This window comes from Collimonas sp. PA-H2, assembly GCF_002564105.1.
Classification (GTDB): domain Bacteria; phylum Pseudomonadota; class Gammaproteobacteria; order Burkholderiales; family Burkholderiaceae_D; genus Collimonas.
In genome coordinates this window covers 4,626,673-4,645,106 of sequence record NZ_PDBX01000001.1, presented here as the reverse complement: position 1 = coordinate 4,645,106, position 18,434 = coordinate 4,626,673, and the positions used below count along the sequence as shown (strand labels likewise).

The window sequence follows — 18,434 nt, the reverse complement described above, 5'->3', positions numbered from 1 at the left end:
TCAGTTTGCCATTGTAAATCTAGTGGAGAACCATAAATAAATCTGCAGATTAGCCCTGAAAGATCGCTATAACTTACTGGATTTCCCCCAACATAAGAATACGTATTCAATCCTGCCAACAATCCCATTGGATCACTTTGCAGTTATCGTCCCTGCTGCGGATCATAGTCCCGATTGATATTGTAGAAATTGTTGGTCTCTTTGTCACACAGCTGCCCCGGGAAACGCTGGTTGCACGTGAAGGCTCCCAGGCTGCTCGGGTTCTCATCCTGTGGTTGAAGTCCAAATGGATCTGTATTATCCCAGCGCCATACCATCTGGTTGCCTGCCGTCTGTGTGATCACCCGCGACGTGTTGATGTGGTCTGCATAGACGTAATAAACGTTGGTCACGGTGGCTTGGCTTGCTCCTGCACCCGTGGCCGTTTGTTTTAATACAGCTACCGGCAAACCTTCCAGATATACCGTCTCTTCAATGGCTTGCTGATTAGCGTCGTACTCACCAATCAAATGCCCCTGTTCGTCATACACATAGGTGTTGGTGTTGGTGCCGGTGGCGATGATGCTGGTCGGTCCTTGCTTCTGCCCCCTCTGATCGATACCGTTGTGGGTGTAGGTAGAGGCCGATCATCGACACTGGCGTTATATAGAGAACTACGCTCGAAGGAACATTTGTATGCCGAGAAAAAGTGATGCATTTTCCGTACGTAAACTCCCTCTCCAAAATTTCACCCGGTGCAAAACAAATCCATTTCCTCGCCGGTCCGCAGCAGCCATCACCAGCCAAAAGCAGCGCGCATGTCATGCGATCACTAATAAAAAAAACAATTAATATTTCGCACTCTTACGTATTTTTTGAGACCACAAGGTCGTTCTGTTTAGGAAAGCTCATGTATTTCGCCACTCCTCCTTCATTTCAAAAAAATAGCGACAAGTCCACCTGCAAAAACAACAGATCCTACAACTTGAATAAAAACTAATGCAAACAACGGTTTATGAGCTCATTTGAAAAACTGTAACAGAAGTGATATTTCTATATGGCAATACCACTTTAATACAGGTTGACAACCACTTTTCGGATCCCTAAAGTCCATCAACAAGACGTTTCCACATGGAAATTTCTCAGCCTTGCAAGCAAGCGCTGCGATCAGTGACAACCGGCATCCAGGCATTAATCGAACACTCAGCGAACATTCCGCTTCCCCACGATTGTTCGCTGCAGTTTTCGATCACGATTTCACACCGCGGCCGCTGGCAGAGCTACACCAGCCGCCCCACTCTACCCAGGAGAAGAAATTGAAACTGAACATGATAAAAGGCTTGGCAATCTGTCTTTCATACACCGCGCTGGCGGCGCATGGCGCCGGACTGCAGGCTTCTGCCAGCGGCAGTGCAGGCACCGCCCAAGCCGGGCAGAATGTGGCGCCGACAGCCAGTTGCCAGTACAGCAGCTGGACCGCTGGCGTCAATTACGCGATAGGCGCCATCGTCCAGTATCCCGCCAACGGCTTGCTCTACAAAGAGGTTAACGCCGGCAGCAACGGCAGCGACGGCACCGATCCGACCATCAGCACCTGGTACTGGCAGCCGACCACCTGCAGCGGTTCGCCGACGCCAGCGCCTGCAACTGGCCTGATCTACAGCCCCTATTTTTACTCCGGCGACACCAGCGGTGACCAGCTCAATACGGCCGTCACCGGCAGTTCGCAACCCTTGCTCAAGGCCATGCCCGCCAAGCTGACAGCGGTGACCTGGGCGTTCGCCACCGGTAGCTGCGGCAGCGAAAACTGGAATGGCGTATCGGCTGCGGCGTTTGCCAAGGCCAACGTGGCCAGCTTTGTCAGCGCCGGCAAGAAATACATCGTCTCGACCGGCGGCGCCGGCGCCAATTTCACCTGCGCCTCGGACGCCAATTTCGCCAAATTCATCAAGACCTACTACAGCGCAAACCTGCTCGGTATCGACTTCGATATCGAGAACACCCAGACCCAGAGCGACATCAACAACCTGGTCGCGCGGGTGGCTGCGGCGCAGGCGGCCTATCCCAACCTGCGCTACAGCTTCACGCTGGCGACCGACGGCGGCAATGAAAGCCAGAGCCTGGGCGACATGGGCGTGAAGGTGATGACGGCGATCCAGAATTACGGCCTGAAGAATTACACGGTCAACCTGATGACCATGGATTTCGCCAATTCCGGACAGGAAAATTCCGCGCTGTGCACGCTTAACAGCAGCGGCAAATGCGATATGGGCAAGTCAACCATCAGCGCTGCCGAAAGCTTGCACAATCACTGGAAAGTGCCGTACAGCCAGATCGAGGTCACGCCTATGATAGGCGGCAACGACAGCATAGCCGAAACCTTCACCCTGGCCGATGCCGTCACCGTCTCCAACTATGCCTTGTCGAAGAAACTGGGCGGCGTGCATTTCTGGGCTTTCGCGCGCGACCGCGACTGCGCTCCGGCGACATCGGACAACAACTCCTCCGACACCTGCAATAACTACGGCAAGGCAGGAACCCTGGGCTACACCAACAAATTCCTCTCCGCGCTCGGCTTCTAGGCAGCGCATTCATCGATAACACCAGCGTGTCCATTCCCGCCAGCAAGCCGGGAATGGCAAACCCTGTTTGCGCGCTGTTGCACGCAGCGCTTCTCTGATACTGAAGCACACTTTCGATTGGAATCATCTTGAAAACTCCCTCCGTCAAATATCTCACCATCAGCGCCGCCTTTTCCCTCGCCAATGCGGTAGCCCTGAGCAGCGGTAGCTGGGCGGCAGTGCAGGCAAACGCCGATGACAACGCCGCGCAAAAAACGCAGCTGAATCCAGCAGCGGCAAGCACAGCCAGTGCGGCCGCCTTCAAGCATCCCGGCGTGCTGGTCGACCTTGCGCGCCTGAACTACATCAAGAACCAGATTAATGCCGGCGCCGAGCCCTTTGCCTCGGCCTATGACGCGGCCAAAAACACGACGCAAGGATCGCTCAGCTACCGGGTGCAAGGACCGCCCGCCAGCCACGTGATCGAATGCGGCTCCGGCTCGGTGCCGGATCATGGCTGTTCGACCGAAGACAGCGACGCCGCTGCCGCCTATACCCAGGCGCTGCTGTGGTTCATCTCTGGCAATGCCACCTACGCCAAGAATGCGATCGCCATCATGAACACCTATGCGCGCAACCTGAGCGGCGGGCATACCGGTTCCAACGCTCCCCTGCAGTCGGCATGGACAGCAGAAAAATGGCCGGCAGCGGCGGAAATCATCCGCTACACCTATAGCGACTGGGCGCCGGCCGACGTCGCCGCCTTTCAAAAAATGCTGTCGACCCAGTACCTGCCCTACATCAATAACAACCAGGGCGCCGGCAAGAACGGCAACTGGGAACTGAGCATGATCGACGGCATGCTCGGCATCGCCGTATTCACCGAAGACAAGGCATTGTTTTCCTCGGCAGTCAGCTTATGGAAGAAATGGGTGCCTGCTTATTTCTACAACCAGGCGCAAGACGGCAGCGCGCCGGTAAAATTCAGCGGCAGCCCGAGCAACTGGAACGGACAAACTGCCTTCAACGCAGCCACCAGCGGTGTATCGCAAGAGACCTGCCGCGACACCCAGCATGTGCAGCTCGGCATGGCGGCCACCTTCAATGGCGCCGAGACCGCCTATATCCAGGGCACCGATCTGTACACGCCGATGCAGGCGCGCCTGACCACGACGCTGGAATACCATGCACGCATGCTGCAAGGCGTGCGCAACACCTCGCAGACCGACAGCGTCCCCATCCCCGCCGGCTTCCCCGGCCTGTGCAACGGCAGCTATATCCCGGTACTGAAAGGCACCATGGAACGGGGCTATAACGCCTATCACAACCGCCTCGGCGTTTCATTGCCGCAGACATTGAAACACCTGGTCAACGATGTCAGGCCGGCAGCCAGTCCTGACGATTTGCACGACGTCATCCTGGAAACCCTGACGCATGGCGGCAGCCCCGCGAAATAACGCCCGCTGCCGGAGTTGCGCATGGAGCAGCGCGTTGCAACTTCTTGCCGCACACCACAAAACCGACTGGAGAACATGTTGAACACTGACGCCCTCGAATACTTATTCAAAAACTTCACGCTGGCGCTTGCCAGCGCCTGCATCCTGGGCGCCTGCGGCGACGGCGGTAGCGCCAGTTCAAGCAGCGTCGCCGGCAGCGCGAAAAGCGCGGTCGCTGCTACTGCCGGTTCTCCTTACGGCGGCACGCCATGGCCGTTGCCAGGAACAATTCAGGCGGAAAATTTCGATAATGGCGGACAAAATGTCGGCTACTACAACGCCGCCAACACCAACCAGGGCGGACAGTATCGCAGCATCGAGGGTGTCGGCATCGAAGCCTCCAGCGACAGCGGCGCCGGCTACGACGTCGGCTGGACTACGGCCGGCGAATGGCTCAACTACACGGTCAACGTCGCGGCGGCTGGCAGCTACACGCTGCAAGTGCGGGTCGCCAGCCTGGGCCAGGGCGGCAACTTCCATGTCAATGTGGACGGCGCGGCAGCGACTTCGCAGCTGACGATCCCGGATACCCAGGGCTGGCAGAACTGGCAGACGCTCTCTTCCAGCATCAGCCTGACGGCCGGCCAGCACGTCATCCAGCTGTACATGGATAGCGCCGGCAGCAGCGGCGCGGTCGGCAACTTCAACTGGCTTGCCATCGGCAGCGCCGGCGCGGCGCCTGATTTCGGGCCTAATGTGCTGATCTTCGATCCCGGCATGTCCGCCGCCACCATCCAGGGCCGGCTCAACACAGTGTTCAGCCAGCAGCAAAGCAATCAGTTCGGCAACGCCCGCTATGCGCTGCTGTTCAAACCCGGCGCTTATAACGTCGACGTCAATGTCGGTTTCTATACCCAGGTCCTGGGCCTGGGAAATTCGCCTGACGACGTCAACATAACCGGCGCGGTACACGTCGAAGCCGACTGGGACAACGGTAATGCGACGCAGAATTTCTGGCGCGGCGCCGAGAACATGGCGATCAATCCGAGCGGCGGCCTGGACCGCTGGGCGGTATCGCAGGGCTCGCCGTTGCGCCGCATGCATATCAAGGGCAACCTGGCGCTGGATGACGGCGGCTGGTCCAGCGGCGGCTTCCTGGCCGACTCCAAGGTCGACGGCCAGGTCCAGTCCGGCGGCCAGCAGCAATGGTTCACCCGCGATTCGCAAATCGGCAGCTGGAGCGGCGCCAACTGGAACATGGTGTTCGCCGGGGTTGATGGCGCACCCGGTGGCGTTGTCTGGCCAAATCCGCCCGACACCGTGCTGGCGACCACGCCTGTGGTACGGGAGAAGCCTTTCCTCACCATCGATGCCGGCGGCAACTATAACGTCTTCGTTCCTGCGCTTGCCAGCAACAATCACGGCGCCAGCTGGGCCAACGGCGCCGCAGCCGGCCAGTCGCTCTCCATCAGCGGTTTCTATATCGCCAAGGAAAGCAGCGATACCGCCGCCAGCATCAACGCTGCCCTGAGCCAGGGTAAGAACCTGATCCTGACGCCCGGAATCTATCATCTCAACGATACGCTGCGCATCACGCGCGCCAACACCGTGGTGCTCGGCCTCGGCCTGGCAACGCTGCTGCCCGATAACGGCGTGGCCGCCATGTCGGTGGCCGACGTCGACGGCGTCAAGATCGCCGGCATCCTGTTCGATGCCGGTCCGGTCAGTTCGCCTATCCTGCTGGAAGTCGGGCCGACGGCAAGCAGCACCAGCCATGCCGCCAATCCGACCTCCCTGCATGACCTGTTCTTCCGCATCGGCGGCGCCGCCGTGGGCAAGGCCGCGGTCGGCCTGAAAATCAATAGCAGCGACGTCATCGGCGACGATTTCTGGATCTGGCGCGCCGACCATACCTACGGCGTCGGCTGGACCAGCAACACCGCCACCAACGGCCTCATCGTGAACGGCGCCAATGTCACTATCTACGGCTTGTTTGTAGAGCACTTCCAGCAATACCAGACGCTCTGGAACGGCAACGGCGGCCGCGTCTATTTCTACCAAAGCGAACTGCCCTACGATGTACCGGACCAGGGCAGCTGGATGAACAGCGGCAAGAACGGCTACGCCTCCTACAAGGTAGCCGACTCGGTCACCAGCCACCAGGCATGGGGAGTGGGCATCTACTGCTACTTCAGCAGCAACAGCAGCGTCAAGGTATCGAGCGCGATCGAAGCGCCGGCCTCCGGCTTGAACGGCGCCATGTTCCACAACATGACGACGGTTTCGCTGGGCGGCGTCGGCGAGATCACGCACGTCATCAACCAGTATGGCAATAGCGCCAACGCCGGCTCCAACGTAGTCCGGCTGACGCAATAAAGATGCGCAGGTTTACCTGCTCGGGGATTGTTCTAGTTGACAAATGTTTGGCTTAAAAAATTGATCAACCGCGACATCATTCATTCTGGAGAATAATTTGCCTAATTTACCCATGAAGAAAATATCGAAAGCCCTGCTGCTTTCCTGCGGCCTGCTGGCCTTGTCCCTGAACGCCGGGGCGCACGGCCTGGCGGCCGGCAGCCAGGCCAGGCTGGACGCCAGGATCGCCCCCTGCGACGCCGCCTGGACAGTCGGCGCGGTGTACAGCGCCGGCAGCAAGGTCAGCTACGGCGGCGTCAACTACAGCGCCGCCTACTGGACCCAGGGGAACAATCCGGCCGGCAGCAGCGGCGCCAGTGCAACGGCACAGCCGTGGATCAGCGGCGCCAGCTGCCAGCAGGCCAAAGCGGCAGCCAACGACCACGATGCAAATTTCTCTCCGGCCACGCTGCAATTCCTGAAAACCAATACCGGTCTGGACGGCGAGCAGTGGGACAACATCATGAAGCTGATCAACAAGCCGGAACAGGATTCTCTCAACTGGACCAAATACTACGGCTACTGCGAAAACATCAATGACGACCGCGGTTATACCATCGGGATTTTCGGCGCCACCACCGGCGGTCCCAACGATGAAGGTCCGGACGGTCCGGCGCTGTTCAAGGAATTCGATGCCGCCAGCGGCGCCGCCAACCCGTCGATCGCAGGTGGCCTGGCGCGCGCCGGCGCGCATGGCAACATGCAAGGATCGATCTTGAAGATCACCGACAGCAAGACGGATTTCTACAAGAAGATCGAGGCGCTGCAAAACAACCCTGCATGGCGCGAAGCCATGTGGCATACTTTTTACAATGTCTATATCAAGTACAGCCTGCAGCAGGCGCGCCAGCGCGGCTTCACCTCGGCGCTGACCATCGGCTCGTTTGTCGATACGGCGCTGAACCAGGGCGCCAGCGGAGATTCCGGCACGCTGGAAGGCGTGCTGTCGCGTTCGGGCAAGAGCACCGATGAAAAAACTTTCATGACCAGCTTCTACGCGCAACGCAGCAAGATCGTCGACACCAATCAGTACAACCAGCCGCCTAACGGCAAGAACCGGGTAAAAGAATGGAGCACCCTGTTGGGTCTGGGAGAAACCGATCTCAAGAATGCCGATGCGGATGTGGTCAAGGTGACTAACTGGACCATGAAGTAAGCCTGGGGACGCCCGGGCCTTGAGCGGCCCGGGCGCGGTGCGCTGATCCGGCTAGTCGATGTCGATGTCGATGCAGCATCACCATCAGGAGATAGCGATGAAACTCAAGGGATCCTGCCATTGCGGCGCCGTCCGCTTCAGCCTGGACAGCGCTACGCCCTACCCTTACCAGCGCTGCTATTGCTCGATCTGCCGCAAGACCCAGGGCGGTGGCGGCTACACCATCAATATCGGCGGCGACGCCAGCACCTTGAAAGTGACCGGCGGCGACGACGTCAGCGTCTACCACGCCAAGCTCAAGCGCAAGGGCGAGCGCCGGGTCCATACCAGCACCGCGCAACGGCATTTTTGCCGGCGCTGCGGCAGCGCCTTGTGGCTGTTCAGTCCGGAATGGCCGGAGCTGGTGCATCCGTTTGCCTCCGCTATCGACACGCCGCTACCGACGCCGCCCGAACATACCCATCTGCTGCTGGCCTACAAAGCGCCCTGGGTTGAAGTCAAAGCCGGCCGCAAAGACCAGCAGTTCGCCGAATTCCCGCATGAGTCATTGGCGGATTGGCATGAGCGGCTGGGCTTGCTGGACGCTGACTAAGCATGCTTGTTTTTGACTCGGCACGGGCGGCGTCAAAAGCGTTGATCAAACCGATCATGTAGTCCATGCGGAGCTGTTCCTGCGCAGTAGTTTTACGTCCCCACAAACCATCAAATTCCGCCACGATCAGCAGGTAGTCCTGCTCGCAAATAATAGCTTTATCCATGTCATCCCCCGGCAAAGTTGTAATTCAGCCGTCCGCTTGATCATCCGGCGTCCTGCTCGCGCCACCAGCGCCGCCCGACTTGGGGCGCGGCGACGCTCAGCATTTCACCCATCTGCGGCGTGCTGACCGGCACGCCCTTCTCCGCGGCGAGCGCGACGATGCGCTCAAACGGGTCTTGCCACGGGTGCAGGGCAAGGTCGAAGGTGCCATTATGCACCGGCAGCAAATGCTTGCCGCCCAGGTCCAGGTGGGCTTGCAGGGTCTGTTCCGGCTGCATGTGGACATCCGGCCAGTCATGGTCGTAGGCGCCGGTTTCTATCATGGTCAGGTCGAACGGGCCGTAGCGCCGGCCGATCTCCTGGAAGCCGTCGAAATAGCCGCTGTCGCCGCTGAAGAACAGGCGCAGGTCGTCATCGATGATTACCCAGGAGGCCCACAATGTACTGTTGCCGTCGCTCAGGCCGCGTCCGGAAAAATGGCGCGCCGGCGTCGCCGCCAGCTGCAATCCGCCGACCCGGGTGCTTTGCCACCAGTCCAGCTGCTGCACCTTCTCCGCCGGGATGCCCCACTTGATCAACGTATCGCCCACGCCCAGCGGCGTCAGGAAGTGCTTTACCTTGCCGGCCAGCTGCAGGATGGCGGCATGATCCAGATGATCGTAATGATCATGCGACAGGATCACGCCCTCGATAGGCGGCAAATCGGCGATGCCGATCGGCGGCTGGTGGAAGCGCTTGGGACCGATCCACTGCAGCGGCGAAGCGCGCTCGGAAAACACAGGATCGGTCAGCCAGAATGCGCCGCGCAGCTTCAGCAGCATGGTTGAGTGACCGAGGCGGAAGAGCGAACGGTCCGGCGCCGCCAGCAGCTGCGCCGTGCTGATCGCCTGCACCGGGATCGGCCGCGCCGGCACGGTGCCGGCCGGCTTGTCGAAAGCGAAGCGCCACAATATCTGCAAGGTCTTGCGTAAGCCGTTCTTGTGCATAGGTTGGCGATTCCTGAACTTGCCGTCGCGCCGCATTGAATATTGGATGGGGAGAGCCGTATCAAAGGCCTCGAGGGTTTCGCTTGCCATGCTGGTTGTCCTGTCCGGATGTCGGTTATTTGACGATTTCTGCTGAAAACTGAAATACGTTACACTACACAGTGTAGTTTATAACATAAAAAAGTAAACTTAGCAGTGCAAATAATTTATATACGGAGCATGGCAGCCATGGCTGGTCCAAGCAGCTAGCGTTTCTATCGCGTCATCCGGTGTCGCACCGGCGCCACGGTCCACGACACCGTATCCTGGGCTATCATTTCGTGCACCGGCGAATCAGCCAGTTCGTCCATCAACCGCTGCATGGCATCCGTACCGTGGGCGACGCTGTCCCAGATCAGCATGTCAACGATGGTGCCGTCCTCCCGCTCAGCCAGGCGGCGCGACTGGAATCCCGGCTGACGCTTGAGCCAGGCGTCGACGCCGGCATTGGCGATGATGAAGTCTGCGCAGGAATAACCTGCCAGCTTGAAGGTGGTGATTTCTATTGCTTCGTTCATATCATGCTCCTGGTCAGTCTTGCAACGAGGCGATGTCGATCACAAAGCGATAGCGCACATCGTTTTTCTCCAGCCGCTCGTAGGCATCGTTGACATCCTGGATGCGGATGGTTTCGATGTCAGCGACAATGCCGTGGCGGCCGCAGAAATCCAGCATTTCCTGGGTTTCCTTGATCGAGCCCATGAGCGAGCCACTGAGGGAGCGGCGGCCCACCACCAGCGGCAAGGCGCTGACCGGAATGGCCTTTTCAGGAATACCGATAATCACCAGCGAGCCGTCGATGGTCAGCAGATTGAGATAGGCGTTCCAGTCCAGCTCGGCGGAGACGGTGCAGATGATCAGATCAAAGCTACCTGCAAGCGTCTGGAAAGTATCCGCCATGCCGGTCGCGTAGCAGTGATCGGCGCCGAAACGCAGGGCGTCATCCGCTTTCGACAGCGACTGGCTAAGCACCGTTACCTGGGCGCCCATGGCATGGGCAATCTTGACCCCGACGTGGCCGAGGCCGCCCATGCCTACAATAGCGACGCGTTTACCGGGGCCCGCTGCAAAGCGGCGCAAAGGCGAATACATGGTGATGCCGGCGCACAGCAGCGGCGCTGCCGCATCCAGCGGCAGCCGGTCTGGGATCGCCAACACATAGCCCTCCTTGACGACGATGGATTCAGAGTAGCCGCCGTAGGTCAGGCTGCTGCCGTCGGCTTCCAGGCTGTTGTAGGTCTGCACCAGGCCGGGCATCAGATGTTCCAGCTCGACGTTGCGCGTGGCGCAGCTGGTGCAGGAATCGACAAAGCAGCCGACGCCGACCCGGTCGCCGGCCTTGAATTTCCGAACCTTGGCGCCGACCGCCGTCACAATGCCCGTGATCTCATGGCCAGGCACCATGGGAAACATCGAAAATCCCCAGGCATTGCGCGACATGGAAACATCCGAATGGCAGATGCCGCAGTACTTGATCGAGATGGCGACATCGTCGTCCGCCGGCAGGCGCCGCTGTATCGTGAACGGGGCTAAGGGGCTGCGCGTGGCGGCAGCGGCGTAGGCTTTGGTGTAATTCATTGCGTGCTTTCTCAGGTGACAAGGCGGGATGACTTGATGTGCTCAATCCTACGGCAGAGGAATGGCCCATCGTTATCATGATCCTGTGCATCTCATGCACGATCCTGCAAATGGATGAACATCCGCGGGCGGCAACCGCAAGAGTCAGGTAGCATCACTGCAGCTATCCCGTAAAGAGAAAGACACACGTTAATGAATCCGCCATCCGAACGTTTCCAGGAGATCGCCGCGATCATCGGCCGCCATGCGACGGCTGACAGCGAATATGCGACCGCGATCGGCAACCTGTTCTTCAACCGCCGCTCATCCCCCACCCTGCCCCTTCATGTCAGCCAGTGGCCGTGCTTCGCCTTAGTGGCGCAAGGCGCCAAAAGCATCATGCTGGGCGCTGACACCTTCAACTACGGGGTCGGCCAGTTTCTGCTGGTGTCGCTCGACCTGCCGGTCGTATCGCGCGTCACCGAGGCCAGTCCGGAACTGCCGCACCTGGGTCTGGGCATGGCGATCGACGGCGCCAAACTGGCCGACCTGATGAGCCGGATCGACGTCCCGGCGGCCGCCGCAGCTGCCGGCAAAAGACTGGGCGTGGCAGTCAACACGGCATCGCCAGACCTGCTGGAGGCGACGCTGCGGCTGCTGCGGTTGCTGGACCGGCCGGCGGATATTCCCGCCCTGGCGCCGCTGATCGAGCAGGAAATCCTGTATCACCTGCTGACCGGCCCCTGCGGCGCGCAACTGATCCAGATCGCCATGGCCGACAGCCCCGGCAACAAGATCGCGTTATCCATCAGCTGGCTCAAATCCAACTACGGCGAGCAACTGCGCATGGCGGAACTGGCGCAACACGTAGGCATGAGCGTGTCGTCGCTGCACCACCACTTCAAGGCGGTGACCGCCATGACGCCGGTGCAGTATCAAAAGCAGCTGCGCCTGCACGAGGCCAGGCGCTTGATGCTGGTCGAGAAGCTGGATGTAGGAACCGCCGGTTATCGCGTGGGATACCAGAGCCCGTCCCAGTTCAGCCGCGAATACGGGCGGCTGTACGGCATGCCGCCGCAGCGGGATGTGGAACGGTTCAGGAAAGCGGCGGCGGGATAAAAGTCGGATTCAACCTTAGAACCAAACCGGGCAGAAATCATTTTTTCCCGGAATAATAGCGCCGGCTCAGCGTACGCGAGAAAACCAGCGTGGCGCAGACAATCGCCGCCGGCAGCCATACCCATGACAGCTCAGACATCATCACCGTTATCCCTCGCGGGCTAAGGATACGATTGAGGCTAAGCGGCGACACTTCGATCACCTGCCATGGCATAAAGAAGCGCGCGCTCGACCACGGCCACAATATGGCGACGCCAAGCCCGCCGTTGGTAAACATGTCCAGCACCCCGTGCGATGCGGCGCATATGGCAACGAACAGAAATGCCGTACGGCGCGTGGCTTGCAGGCGCGCCGCAAACACTGCGGCCAGCGCAGCCAGCAGGATTGCAAACACGATAGAGTGACTAATCCCACGGTGACCGAAGGCATCAGCATATGGCACGTGAAAGCGGAATGCCAGCACGTCGAAGTCGGGTAAAACGGATGCGAGAATGCCGGCGATGAGCAGACGGCGAGGAACTATGCGCGCGCCCAAGCCAATTCCGAGGGCGAGTGGCACCGCAGCATGCGAAAGGATAGTCGGCATAGTTATAAAGTTTTGACAGCGGATTATGTGTGCGTGTGTTGGCTGACTTCGACTAGTCGTCGCGTCCCCTATCTGCTTTCTTGCAAAACCCAGTGATGGCCAGCACAAGATTTCATTTCGCAGATTCCAGGTCACTTCTTTTTCATTTAAGCTGTTTGCGCAAACCACGATAAAGCCACCACAAGAACGCCAGCCCCAAGGTCAGCTGAGCAACCGCAGCCACAATGTTTGTCCGGACCAGTGCTTCGTTACCTGCTGCTTCGTACGTGCTTCCAGCGGCTGACAGCAATATAGGATAAGCAACCGGCGCGACCAATGCTTGCACCCCTCCCAGCGACAGCACGGCCGCAACGAAAAACAAAAATGGGCGCGACAAAGTACTCCAACTGATCACAGTAACCGCAGCAGCCAGAATCAGCGGGAGACAAGCCAAAACAATGGTCATGATGGTCGACATGAAAACCCTAGCGATAAAGCGCAAAAATTCCGCTCGATAGCCCTTAGTGATTCTGGGGCCGGCCGAACGGATATTGCAAAAAAGAAATTACTGCCGTATCCTGCCATGGATATATTGAAATGACAACATTGAATTGATGGCGCGCCCTCCCCGCTATCAATCATCCTTAAATGGAGGCCAACGATGAATGCACGCAGCATTCTTGATCACTGGCAGGACAGCGGAGCACTCGACCAGCCGGGCTATCGGCGCGCGCTGCTGGCTTTGCATCTGGCGCCTGACGCCGAGCGCTGGCGCCGGCTTGCCGCACTGCTGCTGTTGATCAGCGGTGCCCTGTGCTTGCTCGCCGGCACCGTGATGGTATTCGCTTCCAATTGGCTGACCTGGCCGCGCCTGGCGCGGGTCGGCGTCGCCGAAGCCGGCTGGCTGGCGCTGCTGGCCTGGGCTTTCCTGGCCCGGCCTGACAGCGATGGCCGGCGCTGGGCGCTGTTTGCCGTAGCTGCCATGTCCGGCATCTGGCTGGCGGTGATCGGGCAAACCTATCAGACCGGCGCCGATGCCTGGCAGCTGTTTGCGCTGTGGGCGGCGCTGGCCTTGCCATGGGCGCTGCTGGCCAATTTCGCACCGCTGTGGGGCTTGTGGATCGTCATTGCATCGCTGGCGCTACAGCTGTGGCTGCCGCATGCGCCGTGGCGTCCGGCGCTGTCGGCCTGGAGCCTGTTCGATGAAGCCAACCTGCCCTTGATCGGCTTCTGGCTGGCGGCGCTGGCCCTGGTCGAAAGGCTGCAAAGCGCGGCGGCGCCATGGACCGCGCGCATCTTGTCGCGCCTGCTGGGATTAGGATTGGCGCTACTGCTGACGATCCAGGCCAGCATGGTGCTGGCTGGCGCACATCAGCATGTTTTCGGGCTCTCGGCAGCCAGCAGCAGCCCCGTAATCCTGGCCTTATGGTTGGCCTGCGTGGCTGCAGCGCTCTATTTTTATTTACAGCGGCGCGATTTGTTGCTGCTGGCGCTGCCTTTGTTTTCTGTCTGGGTCGCTATGCTGGCCTGGGTGGTCGGTTCCGCCCATGGCGACAACTGGCTGTATCCGGTTTCCATACTGGCGATAGGCGGCCTAGGCGCCATCGGCTGGTGGCTGCACGCCCGCTACCAGGAATGGCAAGCCGCGCCGCAACCTGCACTAATGGAGGCGGCACAATGAGCCAGCCAAACGACCAGATTGCCGGCTGGGACAGCGTGATCGCCGGCTTGCGCGAGAGCGGCGCGCTGCGCCAGGACGCTGCCTTGCCTGAGCACGATGATGCCCTGCCTTGGTCGGTCATGATCCTGCAAACCATCGCAGCCTGGATTGCCGCCGGTTTGCTGGTGGCGGCAGTGGTAGTGCCGGCCTTCATCGCCAGCAACGAAAGCGCCTGGATCGTTTGCGGCGTGCTGCTGATAGCCGTTGCTACAGCCGTGATGCGGCTCAAGCGGCAATCGTTTTTCCTGCCGCAGATGGCGGTGCCGGTAGCGATTGCCGGCGCCGTGCTGGTCGGCGCCGGCCTGAAGCCGGACTCGTGGGAACTACCGGCCTTCGTGCTGGCGCTGATCCTGTTCGTACTGTCCGGACATCGCCTGCTGCGTTTCATTGCGGCTGGCGTCATGCTGGCGGTGCTGTGGTACTGGATGACGCCATGGCTGGGACGCTTCGACGTAAGCAGGCAAGAGCTGGCTGCCTGGAACTGGCAGCTGGCGCCGCTACGCAATCTGCTATTTTCGCTGGCGCTATGGTGGCTGTGGGCCCATCCGCTGAAACTGTTCGGCCTCGGCCCGGCGGTCTGGCAGCCGGTGCGCCATGCCTTGCTGTGGTTCTGGCTTGGCGCACAGCTGTGGCAGACCACGGTTTGGCACGTCTTGATCCGGGTCACAATCAACACAGATCAATGGCTGGCGCCAAATGGACTCTGGCTTGCCTACCGGCTGCTCGATCTACTGCCGTTGCTGCTGGTCGTCTTCATCACGCTGCGCCGCAACCCCGGATTGGCGGCCAGGGTCTGGCCGCTGGCGGTGCTGTTGCCGCTCTGCGTATTGTCGCCAGCGCTGGCGACAGCGGCGCTGGTGCTGTGGATCGGCCTGGCCGAAGGCCGCAGCTACCTGACAGCGCTCGGCATTGCCGCTGCACTGGCCGGCTTCGGCGCTTTCTATTACTACTTGAACTGCCCTCTGCTGTACAAGGGACTGCTGCTGATGGCGAGCGGCATCGTGCTGTTGCTGGTGTGGCTGTTCATGTCGAGGAGAGCAGCATGATGCGCTGGCGCCTGCCCCTTTTCATAATCGCTGCGCTGACCACCTTGCTGTTCCTGAACGGCATCGTCTGGCGGCATGAACAAACCCTGGCGCAGGGCCGCGCCATATTGCTGCCACTGCGTCCGGTCGATCCGCGTTCACTGATGCAGGGTGATTACATGGCGCTTGACTATCAACTGACGCAACAGCTGACTAATGAACTGGTCGTCGCAAAAGCGCCCCCGACCCCAGGTCAAGCGCTCGATGTAATACTCGGCACCGACGTCGACGGCGTTGCGCAGTTTCTGCGAATGGCCCAGGCCGGCGAACAGCCGCAAGCCGGCGAAACCCTGGTGCGCTTGAAATGGGAAGACAATGGCGCACACCTGCCGAGCAACAGTTATTTCTTCGCCGAGGGAGAAGGCGCCCGCTTCGCCCTGGCCCGCTACGCGATCTTCCGCGTGGCGAGCGATGGCACAGCCTTGCTGGCTGGCCTGGCGGACCAGCAGCACCAGGCGATTCCCGACCGCATCAAGAAAACTCTGGCAACTACCAACAGCAAACAATGACATCTCATTTCCTGAAACGCTTGGCCCAATCAGCCCTGCTGATCCAATTTGCCTTTGCACCACATGCGCAAGCAGACACAGGCCAAACGGCCGTCCGCAAACCAGAATGGGCTCAGGCGGTGGACACCTCGGCCAATCTCTATTTGGTCGACAAGAATTTCTATCGCAGCGCCGCCTTGCGGCCCCAGGACATCAAGACGCTCAACCAGCTGGACATCAGAACAGTGGTCAACCTGCGCTCATTCCACTCGGATGACGGTTTACTAAAAAATACTGGCATCAAGGCCGTGCATGTCGGCATCAACACCTGGGAAATCAACGATAAGAATGTGATCGACGCCTTGCGCGCGATACGCGCCGGCGCCAAGGAAGGCCCGGTCTTGCTGCATTGCTGGCACGGCGCCGACCGGACCGGCCTGGTCACCGCCATGTACCGCGTCGTATTCCAGGACTGGACCAAGCAAAAGGCGCTGGAAGAGCTGACTGAGGGCGGCTACGGATACCACTCGCTTTGGAAAAATATTCCGAAATATATGGCCGCCGTGGATGTCGAAAAGATACGTAGAGGTGTTGACAGCAAAAATTAGATAACTTGCCGCTGCCTCTCCTGCAGCGGATCGGCTTGCCCCCATCCTGGCGCGACACGGCCATGCTTGCCGGGCAAGTCCGCAGGTCTCGAACATTAACAATCGTTAATGAACCGCCAATCCGGGGTTAACCCGTCATCGTGCAAAGTGTCACTGCCGCTCTTCACAAAACTGCGGACTACACCATTCCTTTTTTTACTGGAGCACATCATGACTTCGAGATTCCTGATTCCTACCCTGCTTGCCTTGACACTGTCCGTCTCGGCCGTATCGTCCATGGCCGCAAGCAATCACAGCCTGCTCGGCGAAGCTGCCGCCACGACTGCAACCAGCCGCGTCATCACCATCACGCCAGACACCAAATACATCAACGTGCAAGGCGGCCAGGCGGTCCAGTTCAATGCCGGCGGCAACACGTTCACCTGGACTTTCAACGGTCCGGCCAAGTCGTTTGAACTGAACCGCGTCGCGCCTGCCGGCCTGCTTGACCATCCGGTCAGAGTCTATGTTTCGCCTAACCCGCTATATAACGGCTAAGGCGCTCTGAGCGCGGCAATACCGCGGAGCAGCGCTGCGGCAACAATACAGCCTGCCCGCTTTCATCCAGCCCCGGCTACTTTTCTTCAAGCATGGCGCGCGTTACCGAAACTGACGCGAAATCACGCCGCATCAATGGTTTCGGCAATTCGATAAGGCAAATGGGGCTGGAATTATGCATACAGCTAAAACAAATAGATATTCAGTCGGCCTGGCCGCCGCGCTGGCCATCCTGGCGCTCGCCGGATGCTCTCCCAAAAAGCCCGCGGCTGTACAGACAGCGCCGCCGGAAGTCAGTGTAGTCACGGCACGCCGGACCAGCGTCCCGGTCACCATGGAGCTTCCTGGTCGCACCTCCGCCTACCTGATTGCGCAGGTACGCGCCCGGGTCGACGGCATCGTGCAGAAGCGCAGCTTCCAGGAAGGCGCCGACGTCAAGGCCAACCAGGCGCTGTATCAGATCGATCCGGCCCCATACCAGGCTGCCTTGAACAGTGCACAGGCGACGCAGCAAAAGGCGGAAGCGAACCTGGCCGCGACCAGCTCGCAGGCGGAACGCTACAAGATCCTCATCGGCGGCAATGCTGTCAGCAAACAGGCTTACGACAACGCTGTCGCCGCGCAAGGCCAGGCTGCCGCCGACGTCGCCGCCGCCAGGGCCGCGGTCGCCAGCGCCAGCATCAACCTGGGATACACCCGGGTAGTCGCGCCTATCAGCGGCCGCAGCAGCATTTCACAAGTTACCCAGGGCGCCTACGTGCAAGGCAGCGCCGCGACGCTGCTGACCACCGTCCAGCAGATCGATCCGATCTACGTCGACCTCAACCAGTCCAGCGTCGCCGGCCTGCAGTTGCGGCGCGACGTCGCCAGCGGCCAGTTGACCCCGAACGGCGCCGGCCAGGTCAAGGTGGCGCTGACGCTGGAGGATGGCAGCCAATATCCCTTGCCCGGCACGCTGCAGTTCAACGGCGTCACGGTCGATCCGAGCACCGGTTCAGTCACGGTGCGTGCGCTTTTCCCGAATCCGAAATATGTTCTGCTGCCGGGCATGTTCGTACGCGCCCGCATCGAGCAAGGCGTCAACGACAAGGCCATCCTTGTACCTATCCAGGGCGTCAGCCATAACCCGCAAGGACAGGCGACCGCGCTGGTGGTCGGCCCCGACAACAAGGTTGCGCAACGGACGATCCAAACGCAAAACACCTTCGACAACCAATGGGTGGTCACCGGCGGCCTGAACGAGGGCGAAAGGATCATCGTCAGCGGCGTCCAGAAAGTGCAGCCCGGCATGCTGGTGCGTGCGTCCGAGACGCAGGGCCAGTCCGGGCTGCCAGTGGGAAAACTGGCGGCAAGCAACGCTTCTGCCGCAGCGCAAACCAGCATGCCTGCGCCCACCATCGTCGCAGCTAAATAGAGGCAGACCGAG

At 59.9% G+C, this 18,434-nt stretch carries 18 protein-coding genes; 12 read left to right on the top strand and 6 right to left on the bottom strand.

Features of this window, described 5'->3' with window-relative positions:
- Positions 1-143: 143 nt before the first annotated feature.
- Complete coding sequence (locus tag BCF11_RS28060; RefSeq protein ID WP_098496524.1) at positions 144-530, bottom strand: RHS repeat protein; 387 nt, start codon at positions 528-530, stop codon at positions 144-146.
- Between the two features lie 765 nt (positions 531-1,295).
- Between BCF11_RS28060 and BCF11_RS21365 the strand changes: the two genes are divergently transcribed.
- From BCF11_RS21365 to BCF11_RS21345, 5 genes are all read left to right on the top strand, one after another.
- Positions 1,296-2,561: a glycosyl hydrolase family 18 protein gene (locus tag BCF11_RS21365; RefSeq protein WP_233212581.1), complete on the top strand. Its 1,266-nt coding sequence runs from the start codon at positions 1,296-1,298 to the stop codon at positions 2,559-2,561.
- A 128-nt stretch (positions 2,562-2,689) separates the two neighbouring features.
- Complete coding sequence (locus BCF11_RS21360) at positions 2,690-3,997, top strand: alginate lyase family protein (protein ID WP_158229250.1); 1,308 nt, start codon at positions 2,690-2,692, stop codon at positions 3,995-3,997.
- Positions 3,998-4,072: 75 nt separating this feature from the next.
- Entirely contained in the window at positions 4,073-6,352 is a 2,280-nt protein-coding gene (locus BCF11_RS21355) for a carbohydrate-binding protein (RefSeq protein ID WP_098496522.1), read from the top strand.
- Between the two features lie 97 nt (positions 6,353-6,449).
- On the top strand, positions 6,450-7,547 hold the full coding sequence (locus tag BCF11_RS21350; RefSeq protein ID WP_233212580.1) for a chitosanase: 1,098 nt from the start codon (positions 6,450-6,452) through the stop codon (positions 7,545-7,547).
- A 97-nt stretch (positions 7,548-7,644) separates the two neighbouring features.
- The gene (locus tag BCF11_RS21345) at positions 7,645-8,139 is read left to right on the top strand and encodes a GFA family protein (protein ID WP_098497626.1); all 495 of its coding nucleotides are present in this window, start codon (positions 7,645-7,647) and stop codon (positions 8,137-8,139) included.
- A 206-nt stretch (positions 8,140-8,345) separates the two neighbouring features.
- On the opposite strand, the gene BCF11_RS21335 is transcribed toward BCF11_RS21345, so the two are convergent.
- The 3 genes from BCF11_RS21335 to BCF11_RS21325 all read right to left on the bottom strand — a co-directional run bounded on the left by BCF11_RS21335 (position 8,346) and on the right by BCF11_RS21325 (position 10,907).
- On the bottom strand, positions 8,346-9,380 hold the full coding sequence (locus BCF11_RS21335) for an MBL fold metallo-hydrolase (protein WP_098496520.1): 1,035 nt from the start codon (positions 9,378-9,380) through the stop codon (positions 8,346-8,348).
- 164 nt (positions 9,381-9,544) lie between these two features.
- Positions 9,545-9,847 carry a hypothetical protein gene (locus tag BCF11_RS21330; RefSeq protein WP_098496519.1) on the bottom strand — a complete coding sequence of 101 codons (303 nt, stop codon included), beginning with the start codon at positions 9,845-9,847 and terminating at the stop codon, positions 9,545-9,547.
- A gap of 13 nt (positions 9,848-9,860) precedes the next feature.
- On the bottom strand, positions 9,861-10,907 hold the full coding sequence (locus BCF11_RS21325; protein WP_098496518.1) for an NAD(P)-dependent alcohol dehydrogenase: 1,047 nt from the start codon (positions 10,905-10,907) through the stop codon (positions 9,861-9,863).
- Between the two features lie 192 nt (positions 10,908-11,099).
- Here BCF11_RS21325 and BCF11_RS21320 point away from each other — a divergent pair, with 192 nt between their 5' ends.
- Positions 11,100-12,005 carry an AraC family transcriptional regulator gene (locus BCF11_RS21320; RefSeq protein WP_098496517.1) on the top strand — a complete coding sequence of 302 codons (906 nt, stop codon included), beginning with the start codon at positions 11,100-11,102 and terminating at the stop codon, positions 12,003-12,005.
- A 37-nt stretch (positions 12,006-12,042) separates the two neighbouring features.
- Here the strand turns inward: BCF11_RS21320 and BCF11_RS21315 are convergent, their stop codons facing one another.
- The gene (locus tag BCF11_RS21315; protein ID WP_098496516.1) at positions 12,043-12,591 is read right to left on the bottom strand and encodes a metal-dependent hydrolase; all 549 of its coding nucleotides are present in this window, start codon (positions 12,589-12,591) and stop codon (positions 12,043-12,045) included.
- Positions 12,592-12,733: 142 nt separating this feature from the next.
- On the bottom strand, positions 12,734-13,048 hold the full coding sequence (locus BCF11_RS21310; protein ID WP_143751403.1) for a hypothetical protein: 315 nt from the start codon (positions 13,046-13,048) through the stop codon (positions 12,734-12,736).
- Positions 13,049-13,231: 183 nt separating this feature from the next.
- Here BCF11_RS21310 and BCF11_RS21305 point away from each other — a divergent pair, with 183 nt between their 5' ends.
- The 6 genes from BCF11_RS21305 to BCF11_RS21280 all read left to right on the top strand — a co-directional run bounded on the left by BCF11_RS21305 (position 13,232) and on the right by BCF11_RS21280 (position 18,422).
- The gene (locus tag BCF11_RS21305; RefSeq protein ID WP_098496514.1) at positions 13,232-14,251 is read left to right on the top strand and encodes a DUF2157 domain-containing protein; all 1,020 of its coding nucleotides are present in this window, start codon (positions 13,232-13,234) and stop codon (positions 14,249-14,251) included.
- On the top strand, positions 14,248-15,336 hold the full coding sequence (locus BCF11_RS21300) for a DUF4401 domain-containing protein (RefSeq protein ID WP_158229249.1): 1,089 nt from the start codon (positions 14,248-14,250) through the stop codon (positions 15,334-15,336). Before BCF11_RS21305 ends, BCF11_RS21300 begins: the two co-directional genes overlap by 4 nt.
- Positions 15,333-15,884: a GDYXXLXY domain-containing protein gene (locus tag BCF11_RS21295; RefSeq protein ID WP_098496512.1), complete on the top strand. Its 552-nt coding sequence runs from the start codon at positions 15,333-15,335 to the stop codon at positions 15,882-15,884. The genes BCF11_RS21300 and BCF11_RS21295 overlap by 4 nt, the downstream gene beginning before the upstream one ends.
- 119 nt (positions 15,885-16,003) lie before the next feature.
- Positions 16,004-16,471 carry a tyrosine-protein phosphatase gene (locus BCF11_RS21290; RefSeq protein ID WP_199110986.1) on the top strand — a complete coding sequence of 156 codons (468 nt, stop codon included), beginning with the start codon at positions 16,004-16,006 and terminating at the stop codon, positions 16,469-16,471.
- 210 nt (positions 16,472-16,681) lie between these two features.
- Positions 16,682-17,008: a CzcE family metal-binding protein gene (locus tag BCF11_RS21285; protein ID WP_158229248.1), complete on the top strand. Its 327-nt coding sequence runs from the start codon at positions 16,682-16,684 to the stop codon at positions 17,006-17,008.
- Positions 17,009-17,183: 175 nt separating this feature from the next.
- Complete coding sequence (locus tag BCF11_RS21280) at positions 17,184-18,422, top strand: efflux RND transporter periplasmic adaptor subunit (protein ID WP_098496509.1); 1,239 nt, start codon at positions 17,184-17,186, stop codon at positions 18,420-18,422.
- The last annotated feature ends 12 nt before the right edge of the window (positions 18,423-18,434 follow it).

What these genes read in the sequence shown, in the direction of transcription:
- BCF11_RS21355 (WP_098496522.1), top strand. Translation starts at nt 4,073, where the DNA reads ATGTTGAACACTGACGCCCTCGAATACTTATTCAAAAACTTCACGCTG.
- BCF11_RS21345 (WP_098497626.1), top strand. Translation starts at nt 7,645, where the DNA reads ATGAAACTCAAGGGATCCTGCCATTGCGGCGCCGTCCGCTTCAGCCTG.
- BCF11_RS21335 (WP_098496520.1), bottom strand. Translation starts at nt 9,380, where the DNA reads ATGGCAAGCGAAACCCTCGAGGCCTTTGATACGGCTCTCCCCATCCAA.
- BCF11_RS21330 (WP_098496519.1), bottom strand. Translation starts at nt 9,847, where the DNA reads ATGAACGAAGCAATAGAAATCACCACCTTCAAGCTGGCAGGTTATTCC.
- BCF11_RS21325 (WP_098496518.1), bottom strand. Translation starts at nt 10,907, where the DNA reads ATGAATTACACCAAAGCCTACGCCGCTGCCGCCACGCGCAGCCCCTTA.
- BCF11_RS21320 (WP_098496517.1), top strand. Translation starts at nt 11,100, where the DNA reads ATGAATCCGCCATCCGAACGTTTCCAGGAGATCGCCGCGATCATCGGC.
- BCF11_RS21315 (WP_098496516.1), bottom strand. Translation starts at nt 12,591, where the DNA reads ATGCCGACTATCCTTTCGCATGCTGCGGTGCCACTCGCCCTCGGAATT.
- BCF11_RS21310 (WP_143751403.1), bottom strand. Translation starts at nt 13,048, where the DNA reads ATGTCGACCATCATGACCATTGTTTTGGCTTGTCTCCCGCTGATTCTG.
- BCF11_RS21305 (WP_098496514.1), top strand. Translation starts at nt 13,232, where the DNA reads ATGAATGCACGCAGCATTCTTGATCACTGGCAGGACAGCGGAGCACTC.
- BCF11_RS21300 (WP_158229249.1), top strand. Translation starts at nt 14,248, where the DNA reads ATGAGCCAGCCAAACGACCAGATTGCCGGCTGGGACAGCGTGATCGCC.
- BCF11_RS21295 (WP_098496512.1), top strand. Translation starts at nt 15,333, where the DNA reads ATGATGCGCTGGCGCCTGCCCCTTTTCATAATCGCTGCGCTGACCACC.
- BCF11_RS21285 (WP_158229248.1), top strand. Translation starts at nt 16,682, where the DNA reads ATGACTTCGAGATTCCTGATTCCTACCCTGCTTGCCTTGACACTGTCC.
- BCF11_RS21280 (WP_098496509.1), top strand. Translation starts at nt 17,184, where the DNA reads ATGCATACAGCTAAAACAAATAGATATTCAGTCGGCCTGGCCGCCGCG.